This is a genomic window from Auritidibacter sp. NML100628, assembly GCF_003185985.1.
Classification (GTDB): Bacteria; Actinomycetota; Actinomycetes; order Actinomycetales; family Micrococcaceae; genus Auritidibacter; species Auritidibacter ignavus.
The window spans coordinates 49813-63342 of record NZ_QHLP01000011.1 but is presented as its reverse complement, the minus strand read 5'-3'; the positions used below and the strand labels follow the sequence as shown (position 1 = coordinate 63342).

Genomic DNA, 13530 nt, shown 5'->3' with positions numbered 1-13530 from the left:
GAAAGGATCCTTTCCTGGCAGGCGAAAGCGTCGGTCGGGGCGGGGACCGTCCCCGTTTAGTCTAGCGCCCGGGTGGTGTCCCGTCCTGGAAGCGGGAGCCGCAGCGAGGATTCTGGTCGACGATTAGTCTCCCACGGCATCCCGGCCACGCTGAACGATCAGCGGATCGGGTTCACCGACGACATCGTAGTCTTTGTCGTCGTAGTCAAACTGGGAAAGGTAGTAGCGCATTGCGTTCAGACGGGCGCGTTTTTTGTCATTGGATTTGACGGTAATCCACGGGGCGTGGTCGGTGTCGGTGTGCATGAACATCTTTTCTTTGGCTTCGGTGTAGTCTTCCCACCGGTCCAAAGCTTCCAAGTCCATCGGCGACAGCTTCCAGCGACGCACCGGGTCCAGCTGACGGATCGCAAACCGCGTGCGCTGTTCGGTCTGCGTGACCGAGAACCAAAACTTGGTCAGGTGGATGCCGTCTTCCACCAGCATTTTCTCGAACAGTGGCACCTGGTTCATGAAGGTCTTGTATTGCTCGTCGGTGGAGAAGCCCATCACGCGCTCCACACCGGCGCGGTTGTACCAGGAGCGGTCAAATAACACCATCTCCCCGGCGGTGGGAAAGTGGTTGATGTAGCGCTGGAAGTACCACTGGCCCGATTCAACTTCGGTGGGCTTATTCAGCGCCACCACTCGAGCAGCACGAGGGTTGAGGTGCTCAGTGAAGCGCTTGATCGTGCCACCCTTACCCGCAGCGTCGCGACCTTCAAAAACGATAATGTGGCGTTGCCCGGTGTCCTGGGTCCAGTACTGCAGTTTCAGCAATTCGATCTGGAGCCGGTACTTCTCGAGCTCGTATTCTTCACGAGTCAGGCGTTCCTCATACGGGTAGTTTTCGCGCCAGGTGTCGACGGCCTTACCCAAAGGATCAATCAGATCGGGGTCGGGGGTGTGACCGTCCGAGACCGTGTACCCGCCCTCGCGCATGGCGTCAATAAATTCACGTAGATTCTGGCGCGGGGAATCCGGTTCCAACATTTCCAGCATGGTCGTTGTCTCCTCTGGTACGGGTCAAGATTGCTGTGGTGCACTCGGCGTCGAACCCACCACCACCGTCAATATAACCGCTCGGTCAAGCTCCGACTAACGGTCACGTGAATCCGCGGTGAACAGTTCTCGGTTTTCGGTTTCCACCACACGCCACTGCAAATCGCGGAGCCGTTCTCGGTCGCGCTTGCTCAACGCACGGGTCATCCGCCGGCCGGTCTTGGTGACCCGGTCACATAACTGCGTGGCGAATTCGTTACCTTGCTCAGTGATCACCGCAGCACGCTCTCGGTGATCGTGCTCAGCCACCTGACGCACCACGTGCTTATTTTTCACCAGCCGGGTGACAATTGCCGAGGTGGTGGATCGGTCCAACCCCACGTGGCGTGCCAACTCAGTTTGGGAAATGCCCGGATGCAAACCGGCCGTCACCAGCACGCACATTTCCTCGGGTTTGTAGTGGTTCCACTCCACGCTACGAGACCACAGGGTTGCGTGGCGGTCTAAGACCCGTCGCACCATATCTCCGGGGTAGGACCAGGACAGGTCATCCTCGGTCAGTCGTCCAATGATGCGCCACTGGTCGATCACCCACGTGGCGTCTTCGGGATTCAACGGATCCAACAGCCGGTGTTGGACCACCTGGACCGAGGTCTTCAGTTGTTCCGTGGCAATCTTGGCTGGGCCGGTCAACGAGATCGTCCGTCGTCGCCCATCGTGGGGATCGGGGTGCCGGGTGACCCAACCGGTGTCTTCCAGGCGACGAAACAGTTCCGAGGATTGGGCTCGCTCCACGCCGGTTGCCTCCAGAGCAGCGTGCTGGTCGACGGGCTGATCGTCGAGTTCGCAGAGCCGTTGCACCGATAGCAACACGGAGAACTGCACGGGCGTGAGATCGAGGTCAATCACCTCGTTCCAGATCCTGAGATACCGGCCATCCAATCGTCGCATCTGGTAGCCGAAGTACTTTTGTACAGCGTTGAGTTTTCCCATGGCCACCGGCCCCCTTGAGCACGCTCCCTGAGTACGCGGCATCTCACGTCTCGGTCTGACAACTTCCCGTTATGTCGGAACAATTCATTATATACCCGCAAGTAATTCAGATCATGGACGACGTAGAACACAAAAAAGGCGATAAAACCACCTGGACCACGTGGTTCATCGCCCGGAGTTCTCAACCACCCTCGCACCGTGGCGATCTGGACGGTTGGCTAACACATTCAGCACAGAGTGGGTCCTACCGGGATCGAACCGATGACCTACTGGGTGTAAACCAGTTGCTCTACCAGCTGAGCTAAAGACCCGAAGAATAACGCAGACTATCCTAACCCAGCGGTGGAGTTTCGCCAAATTGCTCTTGAGCCAACCGCAGGTGCTCGGTGTGTTCCCGGGGCTGGAGCGCGCTACCGGTCACGCGGGCTCGTTCGACACCAGCGCGATCCAGTAGCACACTGTGTCGCAATGGCTTACCGGTAGCGGGATCAAACGCCTGGAAGCTCTCGGCAATCGCGCCGTGTGGCCAGAAGTCAGATAGTAACGGTATGGGACCCGCCGACCCCGTGGCGGGATCATCCGCGCCCCAGAGCTGGTCGGCTAGCACCCGGAGCACGGCCACAGAATCCACCGCCACCACACGCAGTCCCACCCTGGTTTCGCTCAGCTGGGTGACCAGTGTGGGAAGGGCGGTCAACTCGCGGGAGCACACCGGCGTAAACGCGCCGGGAAGAAAATACAGCCACACCCCCGCCAACGAACACTCGGTTCTCTCGGGTGCCAGGAACGGAGAGGACCACCTCTGGCCGTACTGGTCTCGTGCCGACAGGGCACCGGGCGAGCTCACAGCGGTGAGGCGACTTCCAGCCGAGTGGCTGACCAGCTGTCAGACACTCCCGCCTGGGAGGTGCGACGCAATGCGGTCGAGCGGCAAGCCTCTTCAATATCAGACGGCGGCACATGGAGTTCTTGTGCCGGTTTGGGCACCAACAACCAAATGGCGCCGTTTTCGGCCAGATTGGTTTGGGCATCGACGAGAGCATCGGCGAGATCTTGAGCGTCGCCTTCATCGGATCGCCACCACAGTAAAACGGCCTCGACCGGTTCGCGGTCATCTTCGGCCAACAGTGGCTCGCCGAGTTCGTCTTCCAAACCGTTGCGAAACTGGAAGTCGATATCGTCATCCCATCCCAGTTCTTGAACAATATCGCCCACGGACAGGCCCAGGGCCTCAACGAGGCCGGCCGATTGGTTCACGACACGCTCCTTGTGATGTGTGAGGGTAACAGCCGGAACCGAATCGGCCCGGTTCCGGCGTTAGTCAGTATCTCTAGCATATCGACGCCGGTGACGTTAGCAACAATGCCACGCTCGGTCGCTACGGTTGGGCCCAACGTTACTGCGTCGACATGCTGTCGTTACCCGTTCGTACACCGTTTTGACCGGCTCGATGGCGACCGTGAGACAGGTAACGATCGCGTCCTGAGCGTGTCTGAACTCCGCTGCACGCGGTATTCTCGAAAGTATCAGCACCAGCTCGCACACCCACCGGTCTGCGATCTGGTCACCGTGATGACGCAACCCAATGTGGTGGCGATACCACCGATGAAGAGAGGTTCACGACGTGAGCGCAGCTGAAGAAAGTTCCCACATCCGCAATCGATTGACCGACAACGTTCCGGATAAGGATCCCCAAGAGACACAGGACTGGATCGAATCTTTTGACGGAATGCTCGAGGAACGGGGCACCGAACGCGCTGAGTACATCATGCGCAATCTTTTGCAGCGGGCTAGCTCCAAGTCGGTGTCTATTCCCATGGTGACCACCACCGACTACGTCAACACCATCCCGGCGGACCAGGAACCGGATTATCCCGGCGATGAAGAACTGGAACGCCGGTACCGTAATTACTTGCGGTGGAACGCTGCCATGATTGTCCAGCACGCTCAGCGTGAAGGCATCGAGGTCGGTGGCCACATTTCCTCCTACGCTGGCCAGGCCACCCTGTACGAAGTGGGCTTGAACCACTTCTTTCGCGGACCCGATCACCCCGGTGGTGGCGACCAGGTCTTCTTCCAGGGCCACTCCTCCCCGGGAAACTACGCTCGAGCCTTTCTCGAGGGCCGGCTAACTGAAGAGGATCTAGACGGGTTCCGCCAGGAGAAATCTAAGGGCGACCACGGGCTACCCTCCTACCCTCACCCGCGGATGATGTCGGACTTCTGGCAGTTCCCCACCGTGTCGATGGGGATCGGCCCACTGAATGCAATCCAGCAGGCCCAGGTTAACCGCTACTTGCACAACCGGGGTATTAAAGACACCTCGGAGCAGCACGTGTGGGCGTTCTTGGGCGATGGCGAAATGGATGAGCCTGAATCCCGCGGTGCTTTGCATATTGCAGCCAACGACAAGCTGGACAACCTAACGTTTGTGATCAACTGCAACCTGCAACGTCTCGACGGCCCGGTCCGCGGTAATGGCAAGATCGTCCAGGAACTGGAAGCCTACTTCCACGGTGCCGGCTGGAACGTGATCAAGGTGTTGTGGGGTCGTGAATGGGATCCGCTATTAGAAGCCGACGACACCGGCGAACTGGTGCGCATCATGAATGAAACCCCCGATGGCGACTACCAGACCTATAAAGCCGAAGATGGCGCCTTTGTGCGCGAACACTTCTTTGGTCGGTCTTCGACCACCAAGGAACTGGTTGCCGATATGTCTGATGATGAGATCTGGGGCCTGAAGCGTGGCGGTCACGACTATAAGAAGGTCTACGCCGCCTATGATGCCGCGCTGAAGTTCAAGGGCAAGCCCACGGTGATTTTGGCTCACACCATCAAGGGCTATGGTCTGGGCACCCACTTCGAAGGTCGTAACGCAACCCACCAGATGAAGAAATTGACCGTGGAGGACATCAAGGTCTTCCGCGACCGTCACCGGATCCCGATCTCCGATGAGCAGATCGAGGCCGATCCGTACCACGTGCCCTACTATCACCCAGGGCCGGACGCTCCGGAAATCAAATACATGATGGAGCGCCGTGAGGCACTGGGTGGTTTCTTGCCACAGCGTCGAGAGAACTACGATCAGCTGGCGATGCCCGATGAGAAGCTGTACAAGCACGCGCGGAAGGGCTCCGGCAAGCAAGAAGTGGCGACCACGATGGCTTTCGTGCGTCTGCTTCGGGATATCATGCGCGATAAGAATATCGGTCAGCGCATCGTTCCGATCATCCCCGATGAGGCCCGCACCTTCGGGATGGACTCCTTCTTCCCCACCGCCAAGATCTACAACCCGCGCGGGCAGAACTATATGGCCGTAGACCGCGACCTGTTTCTGTCCTATAAGGAATCAAGCCAGGGCCAGCTGTTGCACGTGGGTATTAACGAAGCCGGTGCCACCGGGGCGATGACCGCCTTGGGTACCTCGTATGCCACCCACGGCGAGATCATGATTCCGGTCTACATCTTCTACTCGATGTTCGGATTCCAGCGCACCGGGGATCTGGTGTGGGCGGCCACCGACCAACTGGCCCGTGGTTTCATGATTGGGGCTACCGCCGGTCGGACTACCCTGACCGGTGAAGGCACTCAGCACATGGACGGCCACTCCCCGATCCTGGCTGCCACGAACCCGGCGGTCCGCCACTACGATCCGGCGTTCTCCTACGAAATCGCCCACATTGTCCGCCACGGTTTGGATGTGATGTACGGCGACCACGACGGGGATCCGCTGGACCGTGATGTGCTCTTCTATCTGACCGTCTATAACGAGCCGATCGTGCACCCCGAAGAGCCCGAAGACCTCGACGTCGAGTCGTTGCTGAAGGGTATCTACCGTTACTCGGTGTCGGAGCACGGTGGCCCGAAGGTCAACCTCTTCGGCTCGGGTGTCTCCCTGCCCTGGGTCATTGAAGCCGCCGAGTTGCTGGCTGATGACTGGGGGGTCTCCGCAGATGTGTGGTCGGTGCCGTCCTGGACGGAGCTACGTCGCGAGGCCGTGGCCACCGAGCACTACAACTTTATGCATCCCGATGAGCAGGACCAGGTGCCATATATCAGCCAGGTGCTCCAGGACGTCGACGGTCCGATCGTGGCCACCACCGACTACGTCACCCTGTTGCCCGACCAGCTACGCCCCTACATCCCCAACCGGTTCGCCGTGTTGGGCGCTGACGGCTTCGGCTTTGCCGACACTCGGGCCGCGGCACGTCGGTACTTCACGAATGACGCTCATTCAACCGTGGTGCGCGCTCTGAAGGAACTCGAAGCCACTGGCGAGGTGCCCGAGGGCACGACCGCCCAGGCTTTCGCCCAGTACCGGATTGATGATGTCACTGCCGGCACCACCGGTACCGCCGGAGGAGACGCCTAACGACCCCCTGCCCTGCGCGAACTTCCCCGGCGTTGTGCCCCGGAACTGCCGTGGTGGCCACCGAGCTGTCGTGCGCAGACCGGGGCACGCCCGTCTGGGAAGACGCAGATCCGCCGTTGGCACCGATTTATTCGGTTCCGGCACCCGTCCCGATCAGCAACCGCACAGACATAGCAGAGACACCACATCACCTAACTCAAACTCATGCGTGAGAACACCAACGAGACCGACCACCAATCGTCTGCGAGACGACCACCGACGCTGTCGGAGGAAGCCCTCAAAGAGCTCTCCAGCCAGGTCGGCGTGTTGAAAACCAGCATCTTGCGGCAGCTGGAAACCGATTTGAGCTGGTATCGCGAGTTGGAAGCCGAACAACGTGCCTCGTTGGGAGCTATCGCCCAACAAGGCTTGCAGGCCTTCATCGACTGGTTCGCCACCGACCAGCCCCGCCCGGCTAATCAGATGAACCGGGTGCTCGCATCGGTGTTCGCCAATGCACCGGTGGAACTGTCTCGTACCGTGAATTTGCGACGAGCCTCCCAGCTCTTGCGATCCATCCTGGACACGGTAGAAACTCACCTGCCCACCGCGGTCGCCGAATCCGACCGGAGCACCATCCGAGAAGCGGTCTTGCGTTACTCCCGAGAGATCGCCTTCGCCTTGGCTGACGTCTACGCCAGGGCTGCCGAGAAGCGCGGAGCCTGGGACACCCGTCTGGAAGCACTACTACTCGACTCGGTGCTGCGCGGTGAGAACCCCGAAGAAATCCAATCACGAGCTGCCGCCCTGGGCTGGCGGGCCACCAGTGGCATCCTGGTAATCGCCGGTAATACCCCGTCGGAAAACCAACCGGCGGTCCTACCGCAGCTACGCCAAACCGCCACCCGGGCCCGCGTGGAGGCCTTGGTGGGTGTTTTCTCCGAACAAATGCTCCTCGTGCTGGGCTCGGCAGAAGGACGTCACGACCTCATCGAACGGTTCACGCCCTTCTTTGGAGACGGTCCCGTGATTTACTCCTCCCCGGTTGATTCACTCCGCGAGGTCCACCACGCCGCCCACGAAGCGATCGCCGGACTCCACGCGGCTCCGGCCTACCCGGGGGCCCAGCGCCCGATTGCGGCCTCTGAGCTGTTAGCAGAACGCGTGTTGAACCGTGACGCCAGAGCCCAACGACTGCTCGTGCGGTTCTACTACCAGCCGCTGAAGACTGCCGGCGAGGCCATAATCTCAACATTGGACAGCTATTTACGGCTGGGTCACTCCTTGGAAGCCACCGCCCGCGATATGTTCATTCACGTCAATACCGTTCGGTACCGCTTGCGTCGGATCGCGAGGTTAACTGGCAAAGATCCCCTGAACCCTCGAGATGCATATGTCCTACAAATTGCGCTGGCAACCGGTAGACTCATGGAGGCGAATACATCGCGTGAATACTGATCACCGCGCACTCGGCCGACATTGATACCTCGACCGTGGTTTGTAGGTTTCCTACAATAGTGTGGTGTGAGCTTCGTGCTGTGTCTCGCCTGTGAATCGTCGTCGAGTTTGGGAGAGTTGAATCTATGCTTGCAATTGTGTGCCCCGGACAAGGTTCTCAAACCCCAGGATTCCTGACAGACTGGCTGGAACTGGGGGATACCCGCGAACGTCTGGGCACCTACTCTGAGGCAACCGGCATTGATCTGCTCGCCCACGGAACGGTCTCAGATGAACAGACCATCAAAGACACCGCCGTGGCCCAACCCCTGATTGTTGCTGCCGGACTGATTACCGCACGCGCCCTGAACCTCAGCTGTCTGGATCCCTCCGGCTGGATCACCGCCGGACACTCCGTGGGTGAAGTGACCGCCAGTGCCCTGGCCGGGGTGCTGACCGAATCCGACGCCCTGAATTTCATCAAGGTCCGCGCCGCTGGTATGGCTACAGCTGCTGCGACGACCCCGACCGGCATGGCCGCGGTGATTGGCGGTGACCCGGAGGAGGTCAGCGCCCATATCCGCGCCCACGACCTCACCCCGGCCAATGTCAACGGTGGTGGCCAGATCGTGGCCGCCGGTGCCGAAGCAAATCTCCAGGCCCTGGCCGATGACCCGCTCGATAAAACCCGGGTCATCCCGCTGAAGGTCGCCGGAGCGTTCCACACCGATTACATGAAACCAGCCGTGGCCGGATTGCATGACTTCGCCGACACCTTGTCTCCCGCCGATCCCACCGTGCGCCTGTTGTCCAACCGCGATGGCCAAGAAGTCACGGATGGCACAGAGGTACTGGACCGACTGGTGTCCCAGCTGATCCGCCCGGTGCGGTGGGATCTGTGCCAGGAGAGCTTGCGAAATGCCGGCGTCACCGGACTGATCGAGCTGTTGCCCGCCGGTACCCTCACCGGCCTCGCCAAGCGCGGGCTGAAGGGCGTCAAGACCCTGGCTATTAAGACACCCGAGGACCTCGAACCCGCCCAAGAATTTATCGCCGAGCACCTCGGTGCTGCAGTTGAAGGATGATCAGATGAGTACAGTGACCCTGAAGCAATCGGCTCTTCGAGCAGGTAGCCGGATTCTCTCAGTCGGCGCCTACCGTCCCACTTTGGTGGTCCCCAACGACGATATCGTTGAGCCTATCGACTCCTCGGACGAATGGATTCGGCAACGCACCGGGATCATCACCCGCCACCGCGCTGATGCTGAGACCTCCGTGGTTGATATGGCCACCGCCGCAGCCGAAGACGCCTTGACATCGGCCGGAATGACCGGCGACCAAATCGATGTGGTCATCATCTCCACAGTGACTTTCCCCTTCGCGACCCCCTCAGCGGCAGCCAAGGTCGCCGACAACATCGGCGCCAACCCGGCTCCGGCCTACGACATTTCAGCCGCCTGTGCTGGCTACTGCTACGGTGTGGCCCAGGCAGATGCCCTGATCCGGTCCGGAGCAGCCGACCATGTGATGGTCATTGGTGCCGAAAAACTCTCTGACATTATCGATGAGACCGACCGGTCGATCTCCTTTATTCTCGGTGACGGCGCCGGCGCTGTGATCGTGGGCCCGAGCGAGGAACCGGGCATCGGTCGGTCTGTGTGGGGCGCTGATGGTTCCCGATGGGACACCATTCACATGACCCACTCGATGCTGGATGTTCGCGACGCCCTGGAAAAGGCTCAGAAGCACGCTGATGCCTCCGAGATCGTTGATCGAGACGATAAGCTCTGGCCGACACTGCGCCAGAACGGCCCCTCGGTCTTCCGGTGGGCTGTGTGGTCGATGTCCGATGCTGCTCACGATGCCTTGACCGCAGCTGGGGTGACCGTTGATGACTTGGCGGCGTTCATCCCCCATCAAGCCAATATGCGTATCATTGACGAGTTCGCGAAACAATTGGATCTGCCCGACACCGTGGCTATCGCCCGAGACATTGCCGATGCGGGCAACACCTCGGCAGCCTCGATCCCGCTGGCCATGCACCGGTTGCTAACAGAACAGCCCGAGCTGTCCGGAGGCTTGGCCCTACAGATAGGTTTTGGCGCCGGTTTGGTCTACGGCGCCCAGGTGGTTCGACTGCCCTAAGGCTTTGAGCCGTCGGGTTGTCTTCCCATCTGACGACAGACCACCGCTGACAAACACGCCAACGTTGTGAAAAGGAGTATTGCTCATGGCTAACAAGGAAGAAGTTCTGGCTGGACTGGCTGAGATCGTCAACGAAGAGACCGGCTTGGAGACTGAAGAGATCCAGCTGGACAAGTCCTTCACCGATGACCTGGACATCGACTCCATCTCGATGATGACCATCGTGGTCAACGCTGAAGAGAAGTTCGACGTGAAGATCCCAGACGAGGAAGTCAAGAACCTCAAGACCGTCCAGGATGCCGTCGACTACATCGTTCAAGCTCAGAGCTAAGACTCACCAGGACACACTCTCGCGGTCGCTGATCGCACCCATGAGCATTCTGGAGCGGTCCTAAGACATGCCCCTGTCACGTCTGTTTCACGACATGGCACGTCTTAGGGCCGCACCCGGAGGCTGTCGCAGAGGTGCCCCTTGTGGCCGCCCACACACCTACACCGACCGATTTAGTGGCCGAAGGCTGTGGTCTTCGGCCCTGCAGAAGATAAAAGGCTGAAAGCATGACTCGCAAAGCTGTGATCACCGGTCTCGGTGCCACCACGCCTATTGGTGGCGACGTTCCGACGTTCTGGGCCAACGCTCTGGCCGGAACCTCAGGCGCCCGCACCATCGAAGAAGATTGGGTCGAAGAATATAATCTCCCGGTGCACTTCGCCTGCACCCTGTCCGATGATCCCGCAGACAAGCTCTCCCGTGTCGAGCTCAAGCGCATGGATCCCACCACGCAGTACGCCATGGTTGCTACCCGCGAGGCCTGGGCTGACGCCGGGTTGACTGATGTTGAGCTAGATCCGCAACGACTGGCGGTTGCCTACGGTACCGGAATTGGCGGGGTCTGGACACTGCTGTCGAGCTGGGACGCCTTGCGGGAGCGTGGGCCACGTCGGGTGATGCCGATGACTGTGCCAATGTTGATGCCCAACGCCGCCGCGGCCATGATCTCGCTGGAGCTCAACGCAGAAGCTGGAGCTCGCACCACCGTGTCTGCGTGCGCTTCCGGCACCGAAGCGCTCGACCAGGCTCTACACCTGATCCGTTCTGGGGCCGCCGATGTGGTGGTCTGCGGCGGTTCTGAAGCCGCGATCCACCCGTTGCCGGTGGCCGGCTTCGCTGCCATGCAGGCGCTATCCAAGCGCAATGACAACCCCCAGATTGCTTCTCGCCCGTACGACGTTGACCGTGACGGCTTTGTCCTGGGTGAGGGAGCCGGCACTCTGGTGATCGAATCCGAAGACCACGCTACCTCTCGTGGGGCACGCGTCTATGCCGAGCTGGCCGGTACCGGTGTGACCTCCGATTCGCACCACATCACCGCACCCGAGCCCGAAGGTCTGGGAGCCTCCCGCGCGGTCTGGGAGGCTCTGGAGTCCGCTCAGGCTTCACCGCATGACGTTGTCCACATCAACGCCCACGCCACCTCAACGCCTGTTGGCGACAAGCCCGAGTACTTGGCCTTAGCCTCGGTATTCGGTGACCGCATCTCCGAGATTCCCGTCTCGGCCACCAAGTCTCAGACCGGTCACCTGTTGGGTGCTTCGGGTGCCATCGAATCGGTACTGACGGTGAAAGCTTTGGCCGATCGTCAGGCACCGGTCACTATCAATTTGGAAAACCAGGACCCGGACATCCCGTTCCATGTGGTCACGGACGAAACGACCCTTCCTGAAGGCCAGCACTTGGCCATTTCGAACTCCTTCGGATTCGGTGGCCACAATGCTGTCGTGGCCTTCCGCAGTGTCTAAGGCCCCACGACAAAGACCGACGAACAGTTCAGCCCGGGTCCATCATGGACCCGGGCTGAACTGTATGGAGGAGGGTAGAAGGCTGGCTTAGCCGACTTCGTGCAACCAGCGGACATTGGCCCCGTCGGTTGCTTGACGGAACGGCTCGAGTTCTTCGTCCCACGCCTCCCCGAGAGCCAGGCTGAGCTCGTGATAGACCGCGGATGGTTCTCCTGCCGCCTGCTCGTAGGCAAAACGAATTCGGTCTTCGGACACCATGATGTTGCCCGTCACGTCGGTGGTGGCGTGGAAAATGCCCAGTTCGGGCGTGTGAGACCACCGGGAACCGTCAGAACCTTCTGAAGCCTCTTCAGTAATTTCATAGCGCAGATGAGCCCACCCGCGCAGTGATGAGGCAAGCTTTGCGCCACTACCCTGCTCCGCGCGCCAGTTGATTTCGGTGCGGTAGGTTCCCGGCGCGGCCGGTTGTGGCACCCAATCCATTTTTTCTTGGGCACCAAGAACGGCGCCGACTGCCCACTCGATATGCGGGCAGAGCGCTGCTGGTGCGGAATGGACGTACAACACGCCATGAGCCATTGGTAAAGACATAACCACCCTCCATATTTTCTGGTACGTCTTCCCCTACGACCGGAAAATATTTTCTGAGGTTGTTATGCCACGTTAAATGACATTCCTCTTCCATTATGCACTATTGGCTGAAAGGACTCCAGCTCGGCGTTCGCCACGATTATTTAGGCCCGAGGGTGAGCTTGACGATATCCATCGCGTAGCCGTTCGATGGAGATATGTGTGTAGAGCTGAGTCGTCTGTAATGATGAATGTCCCAGCAATTCTTGAACGGAACGAAGGTCAGCACCACCATCGAGCAGGTGTGTGGCCACGGAGTGTCGCAAAACGTGTGGCCCTGACGCCGAGGTCGATCCAAGGGCTCGTAAATGACGATCGACCATCTCTCGAACCTGGCGGACACCGATACGACCACCGCGAGCGCCCAGAAAAAGGGCCTCGACCGGTGTCGAGGCTTTCACGAGGTGGGGTCGGCCCTGTTCACGCCAGCGGGCAGTTGCGTCTAGCGCAGACTGGGTCAGTGGAACGACGCGTTGTTTGCGCCCTTTCCCCGTGACCCGTACGGTGTTCTGAGCGGTGTCGAGATCGGCAACGTTCAGGTCGGCGAGTTCGGCCACGCGCATGCCGGTCGCATACAGTAGTTCCATCATGGCGATATCTCGCAATTCAACAGCCTGTTGGGTGGGGGTGCAAGGGTGGGATGCTGCTAAGTGTTCTCCCGTTTCTTCTGTAGCGGGTGCTCCCATCTGGTCCAACAGTTGGCTGGTTTGAGTTTGGGTGAGAGCCGCAGGCAAATGTTGTTGCTTCTTGGGGGTCCGTAGACGTAACGCTGGGTCGTGCTCAATGAGGCCCTGCCGTTTGGCCCAACCGAAGAACCGGCGGACTGATGCTGTTTTGCGCGCGATACTCGCTCGAGAATGATGCTGGCGGTGCAGGTGAGCTAACCACCCTCGCAGGTCTGAGAGCTCCATATCCGGTAACACGGCGGACTGTGACGTCGTGGTCTGTGTTGCCCGCTGGGTCGAACAATACTCCGCTAGAGCGTATAAATCACTGCGGTAAGCCGTGACAGTATTTGGCGACCGATTGAGTTCAAAGTGTAGATAGTCACAGAACTCCTCGATCCACTGTTCATCAGTGATGTGGAGTGTGGACTGCCCGGAACCGCTCATGCCTCTACTCTGCCACGT

12 protein-coding genes and 1 tRNA gene are annotated in these 13530 nt (G+C 59.7%); 6 read left to right on the top strand and 7 right to left on the bottom strand.

The genetic code is table 11. From position 1 onward, the window contains the following. Positions 1 to 123: 123 nt before the first annotated feature. The 5 genes from ppk2 to DCC24_RS08490 form a co-directional block, all read right to left on the bottom strand. Positions 124 to 1041 (bottom strand): polyphosphate kinase 2, encoded by a 918-nt coding sequence (ppk2, locus tag DCC24_RS08510; RefSeq protein ID WP_183145565.1) that lies wholly within the window; start codon positions 1039 to 1041, stop codon positions 124 to 126. A gap of 96 nt (positions 1042 to 1137) precedes the next feature. Continuing rightward, positions 1138 to 2034: a MarR family winged helix-turn-helix transcriptional regulator gene (locus tag DCC24_RS08505; RefSeq protein ID WP_158524642.1), complete on the bottom strand. Its 897-nt coding sequence runs from the start codon at positions 2032 to 2034 to the stop codon at positions 1138 to 1140. Positions 2035 to 2272: 238 nt separating this feature from the next. Next, positions 2273 to 2345 (bottom strand) — tRNA-Val (locus DCC24_RS08500). Positions 2346 to 2365: 20 nt separating this feature from the next. After that, the gene (locus tag DCC24_RS08495) at positions 2366 to 2881 is read right to left on the bottom strand and encodes a redoxin domain-containing protein (protein WP_110099499.1); all 516 of its coding nucleotides are present in this window, start codon (positions 2879 to 2881) and stop codon (positions 2366 to 2368) included. Next, the gene (locus tag DCC24_RS08490; RefSeq protein ID WP_110099498.1) at positions 2878 to 3291 is read right to left on the bottom strand and encodes a DUF3052 domain-containing protein; all 414 of its coding nucleotides are present in this window, start codon (positions 3289 to 3291) and stop codon (positions 2878 to 2880) included. Before DCC24_RS08490 ends, DCC24_RS08495 begins: the two co-directional genes overlap by 4 nt. A gap of 367 nt (positions 3292 to 3658) precedes the next feature. Here DCC24_RS08490 and aceE point away from each other — a divergent pair, with 367 nt between their 5' ends. The 6 genes from aceE to fabF all read left to right on the top strand — a co-directional run bounded on the left by aceE (position 3659) and on the right by fabF (position 11770). Further along, positions 3659 to 6409 carry a pyruvate dehydrogenase (acetyl-transferring), homodimeric type gene (gene aceE / locus DCC24_RS08485; protein WP_110099497.1) on the top strand — a complete coding sequence of 917 codons (2751 nt, stop codon included), beginning with the start codon at positions 3659 to 3661 and terminating at the stop codon, positions 6407 to 6409. 204 nt (positions 6410 to 6613) lie between these two features. Continuing rightward, positions 6614 to 7846, top strand: coding sequence for a CdaR family transcriptional regulator (locus DCC24_RS08480; RefSeq protein ID WP_110099496.1), 1233 nt, complete (start codon positions 6614 to 6616; stop codon positions 7844 to 7846). Positions 7847 to 7971: 125 nt separating this feature from the next. After that, positions 7972 to 8910, top strand: a complete 939-nt coding sequence (locus tag DCC24_RS08475; protein ID WP_110099495.1) for an ACP S-malonyltransferase — start codon at positions 7972 to 7974, stop codon at positions 8908 to 8910. A gap of 4 nt (positions 8911 to 8914) precedes the next feature. Beyond that, positions 8915 to 9970: a beta-ketoacyl-ACP synthase III gene (locus DCC24_RS08470; RefSeq protein WP_110099526.1), complete on the top strand. Its 1056-nt coding sequence runs from the start codon at positions 8915 to 8917 to the stop codon at positions 9968 to 9970. Between the two features lie 85 nt (positions 9971 to 10055). Then, complete coding sequence (locus DCC24_RS08465) at positions 10056 to 10301, top strand: acyl carrier protein (RefSeq protein WP_110099494.1); 246 nt, start codon at positions 10056 to 10058, stop codon at positions 10299 to 10301. A 227-nt stretch (positions 10302 to 10528) separates the two neighbouring features. Next, positions 10529 to 11770: a beta-ketoacyl-ACP synthase II gene (gene fabF, locus DCC24_RS08460; protein WP_110099493.1), complete on the top strand. Its 1242-nt coding sequence runs from the start codon at positions 10529 to 10531 to the stop codon at positions 11768 to 11770. A gap of 87 nt (positions 11771 to 11857) precedes the next feature. Here the strand turns inward: fabF and DCC24_RS08455 are convergent, their stop codons facing one another. Beyond that, entirely contained in the window at positions 11858 to 12361 is a 504-nt protein-coding gene (locus tag DCC24_RS08455; protein ID WP_110099492.1) for a DUF3145 domain-containing protein, read from the bottom strand. A 143-nt stretch (positions 12362 to 12504) separates the two neighbouring features. Beyond that, a complete protein-coding gene (locus DCC24_RS08450) occupies positions 12505 to 13512 on the bottom strand; it encodes a tyrosine recombinase XerC (protein WP_110099491.1) in 1008 nt (335 codons plus the stop codon). Positions 13513 to 13530 lie beyond the last annotated feature (18 nt).

Coding starts and splice junctions, on each gene's coding strand:
- DCC24_RS08470 (WP_110099526.1), top strand. CDS start 8,915: ATGAGTACAGTGACCCTGAAGCAATCGGCTCTTCGAGCAGGTAGCCGG.
- ppk2 (WP_183145565.1), bottom strand. CDS start 1,041: ATGCTGGAAATGTTGGAACCGGATTCCCCGCGCCAGAATCTACGTGAA.
- DCC24_RS08480 (WP_110099496.1), top strand. CDS start 6,614: ATGCGTGAGAACACCAACGAGACCGACCACCAATCGTCTGCGAGACGA.
- DCC24_RS08455 (WP_110099492.1), bottom strand. CDS start 12,361: ATGTCTTTACCAATGGCTCATGGCGTGTTGTACGTCCATTCCGCACCA.
- DCC24_RS08475 (WP_110099495.1), top strand. CDS start 7,972: ATGCTTGCAATTGTGTGCCCCGGACAAGGTTCTCAAACCCCAGGATTC.
- DCC24_RS08465 (WP_110099494.1), top strand. CDS start 10,056: ATGGCTAACAAGGAAGAAGTTCTGGCTGGACTGGCTGAGATCGTCAAC.
- DCC24_RS08450 (WP_110099491.1), bottom strand. CDS start 13,512: ATGAGCGGTTCCGGGCAGTCCACACTCCACATCACTGATGAACAGTGG.
- fabF (WP_110099493.1), top strand. CDS start 10,529: ATGACTCGCAAAGCTGTGATCACCGGTCTCGGTGCCACCACGCCTATT.
- DCC24_RS08505 (WP_158524642.1), bottom strand. CDS start 2,034: ATGGGAAAACTCAACGCTGTACAAAAGTACTTCGGCTACCAGATGCGA.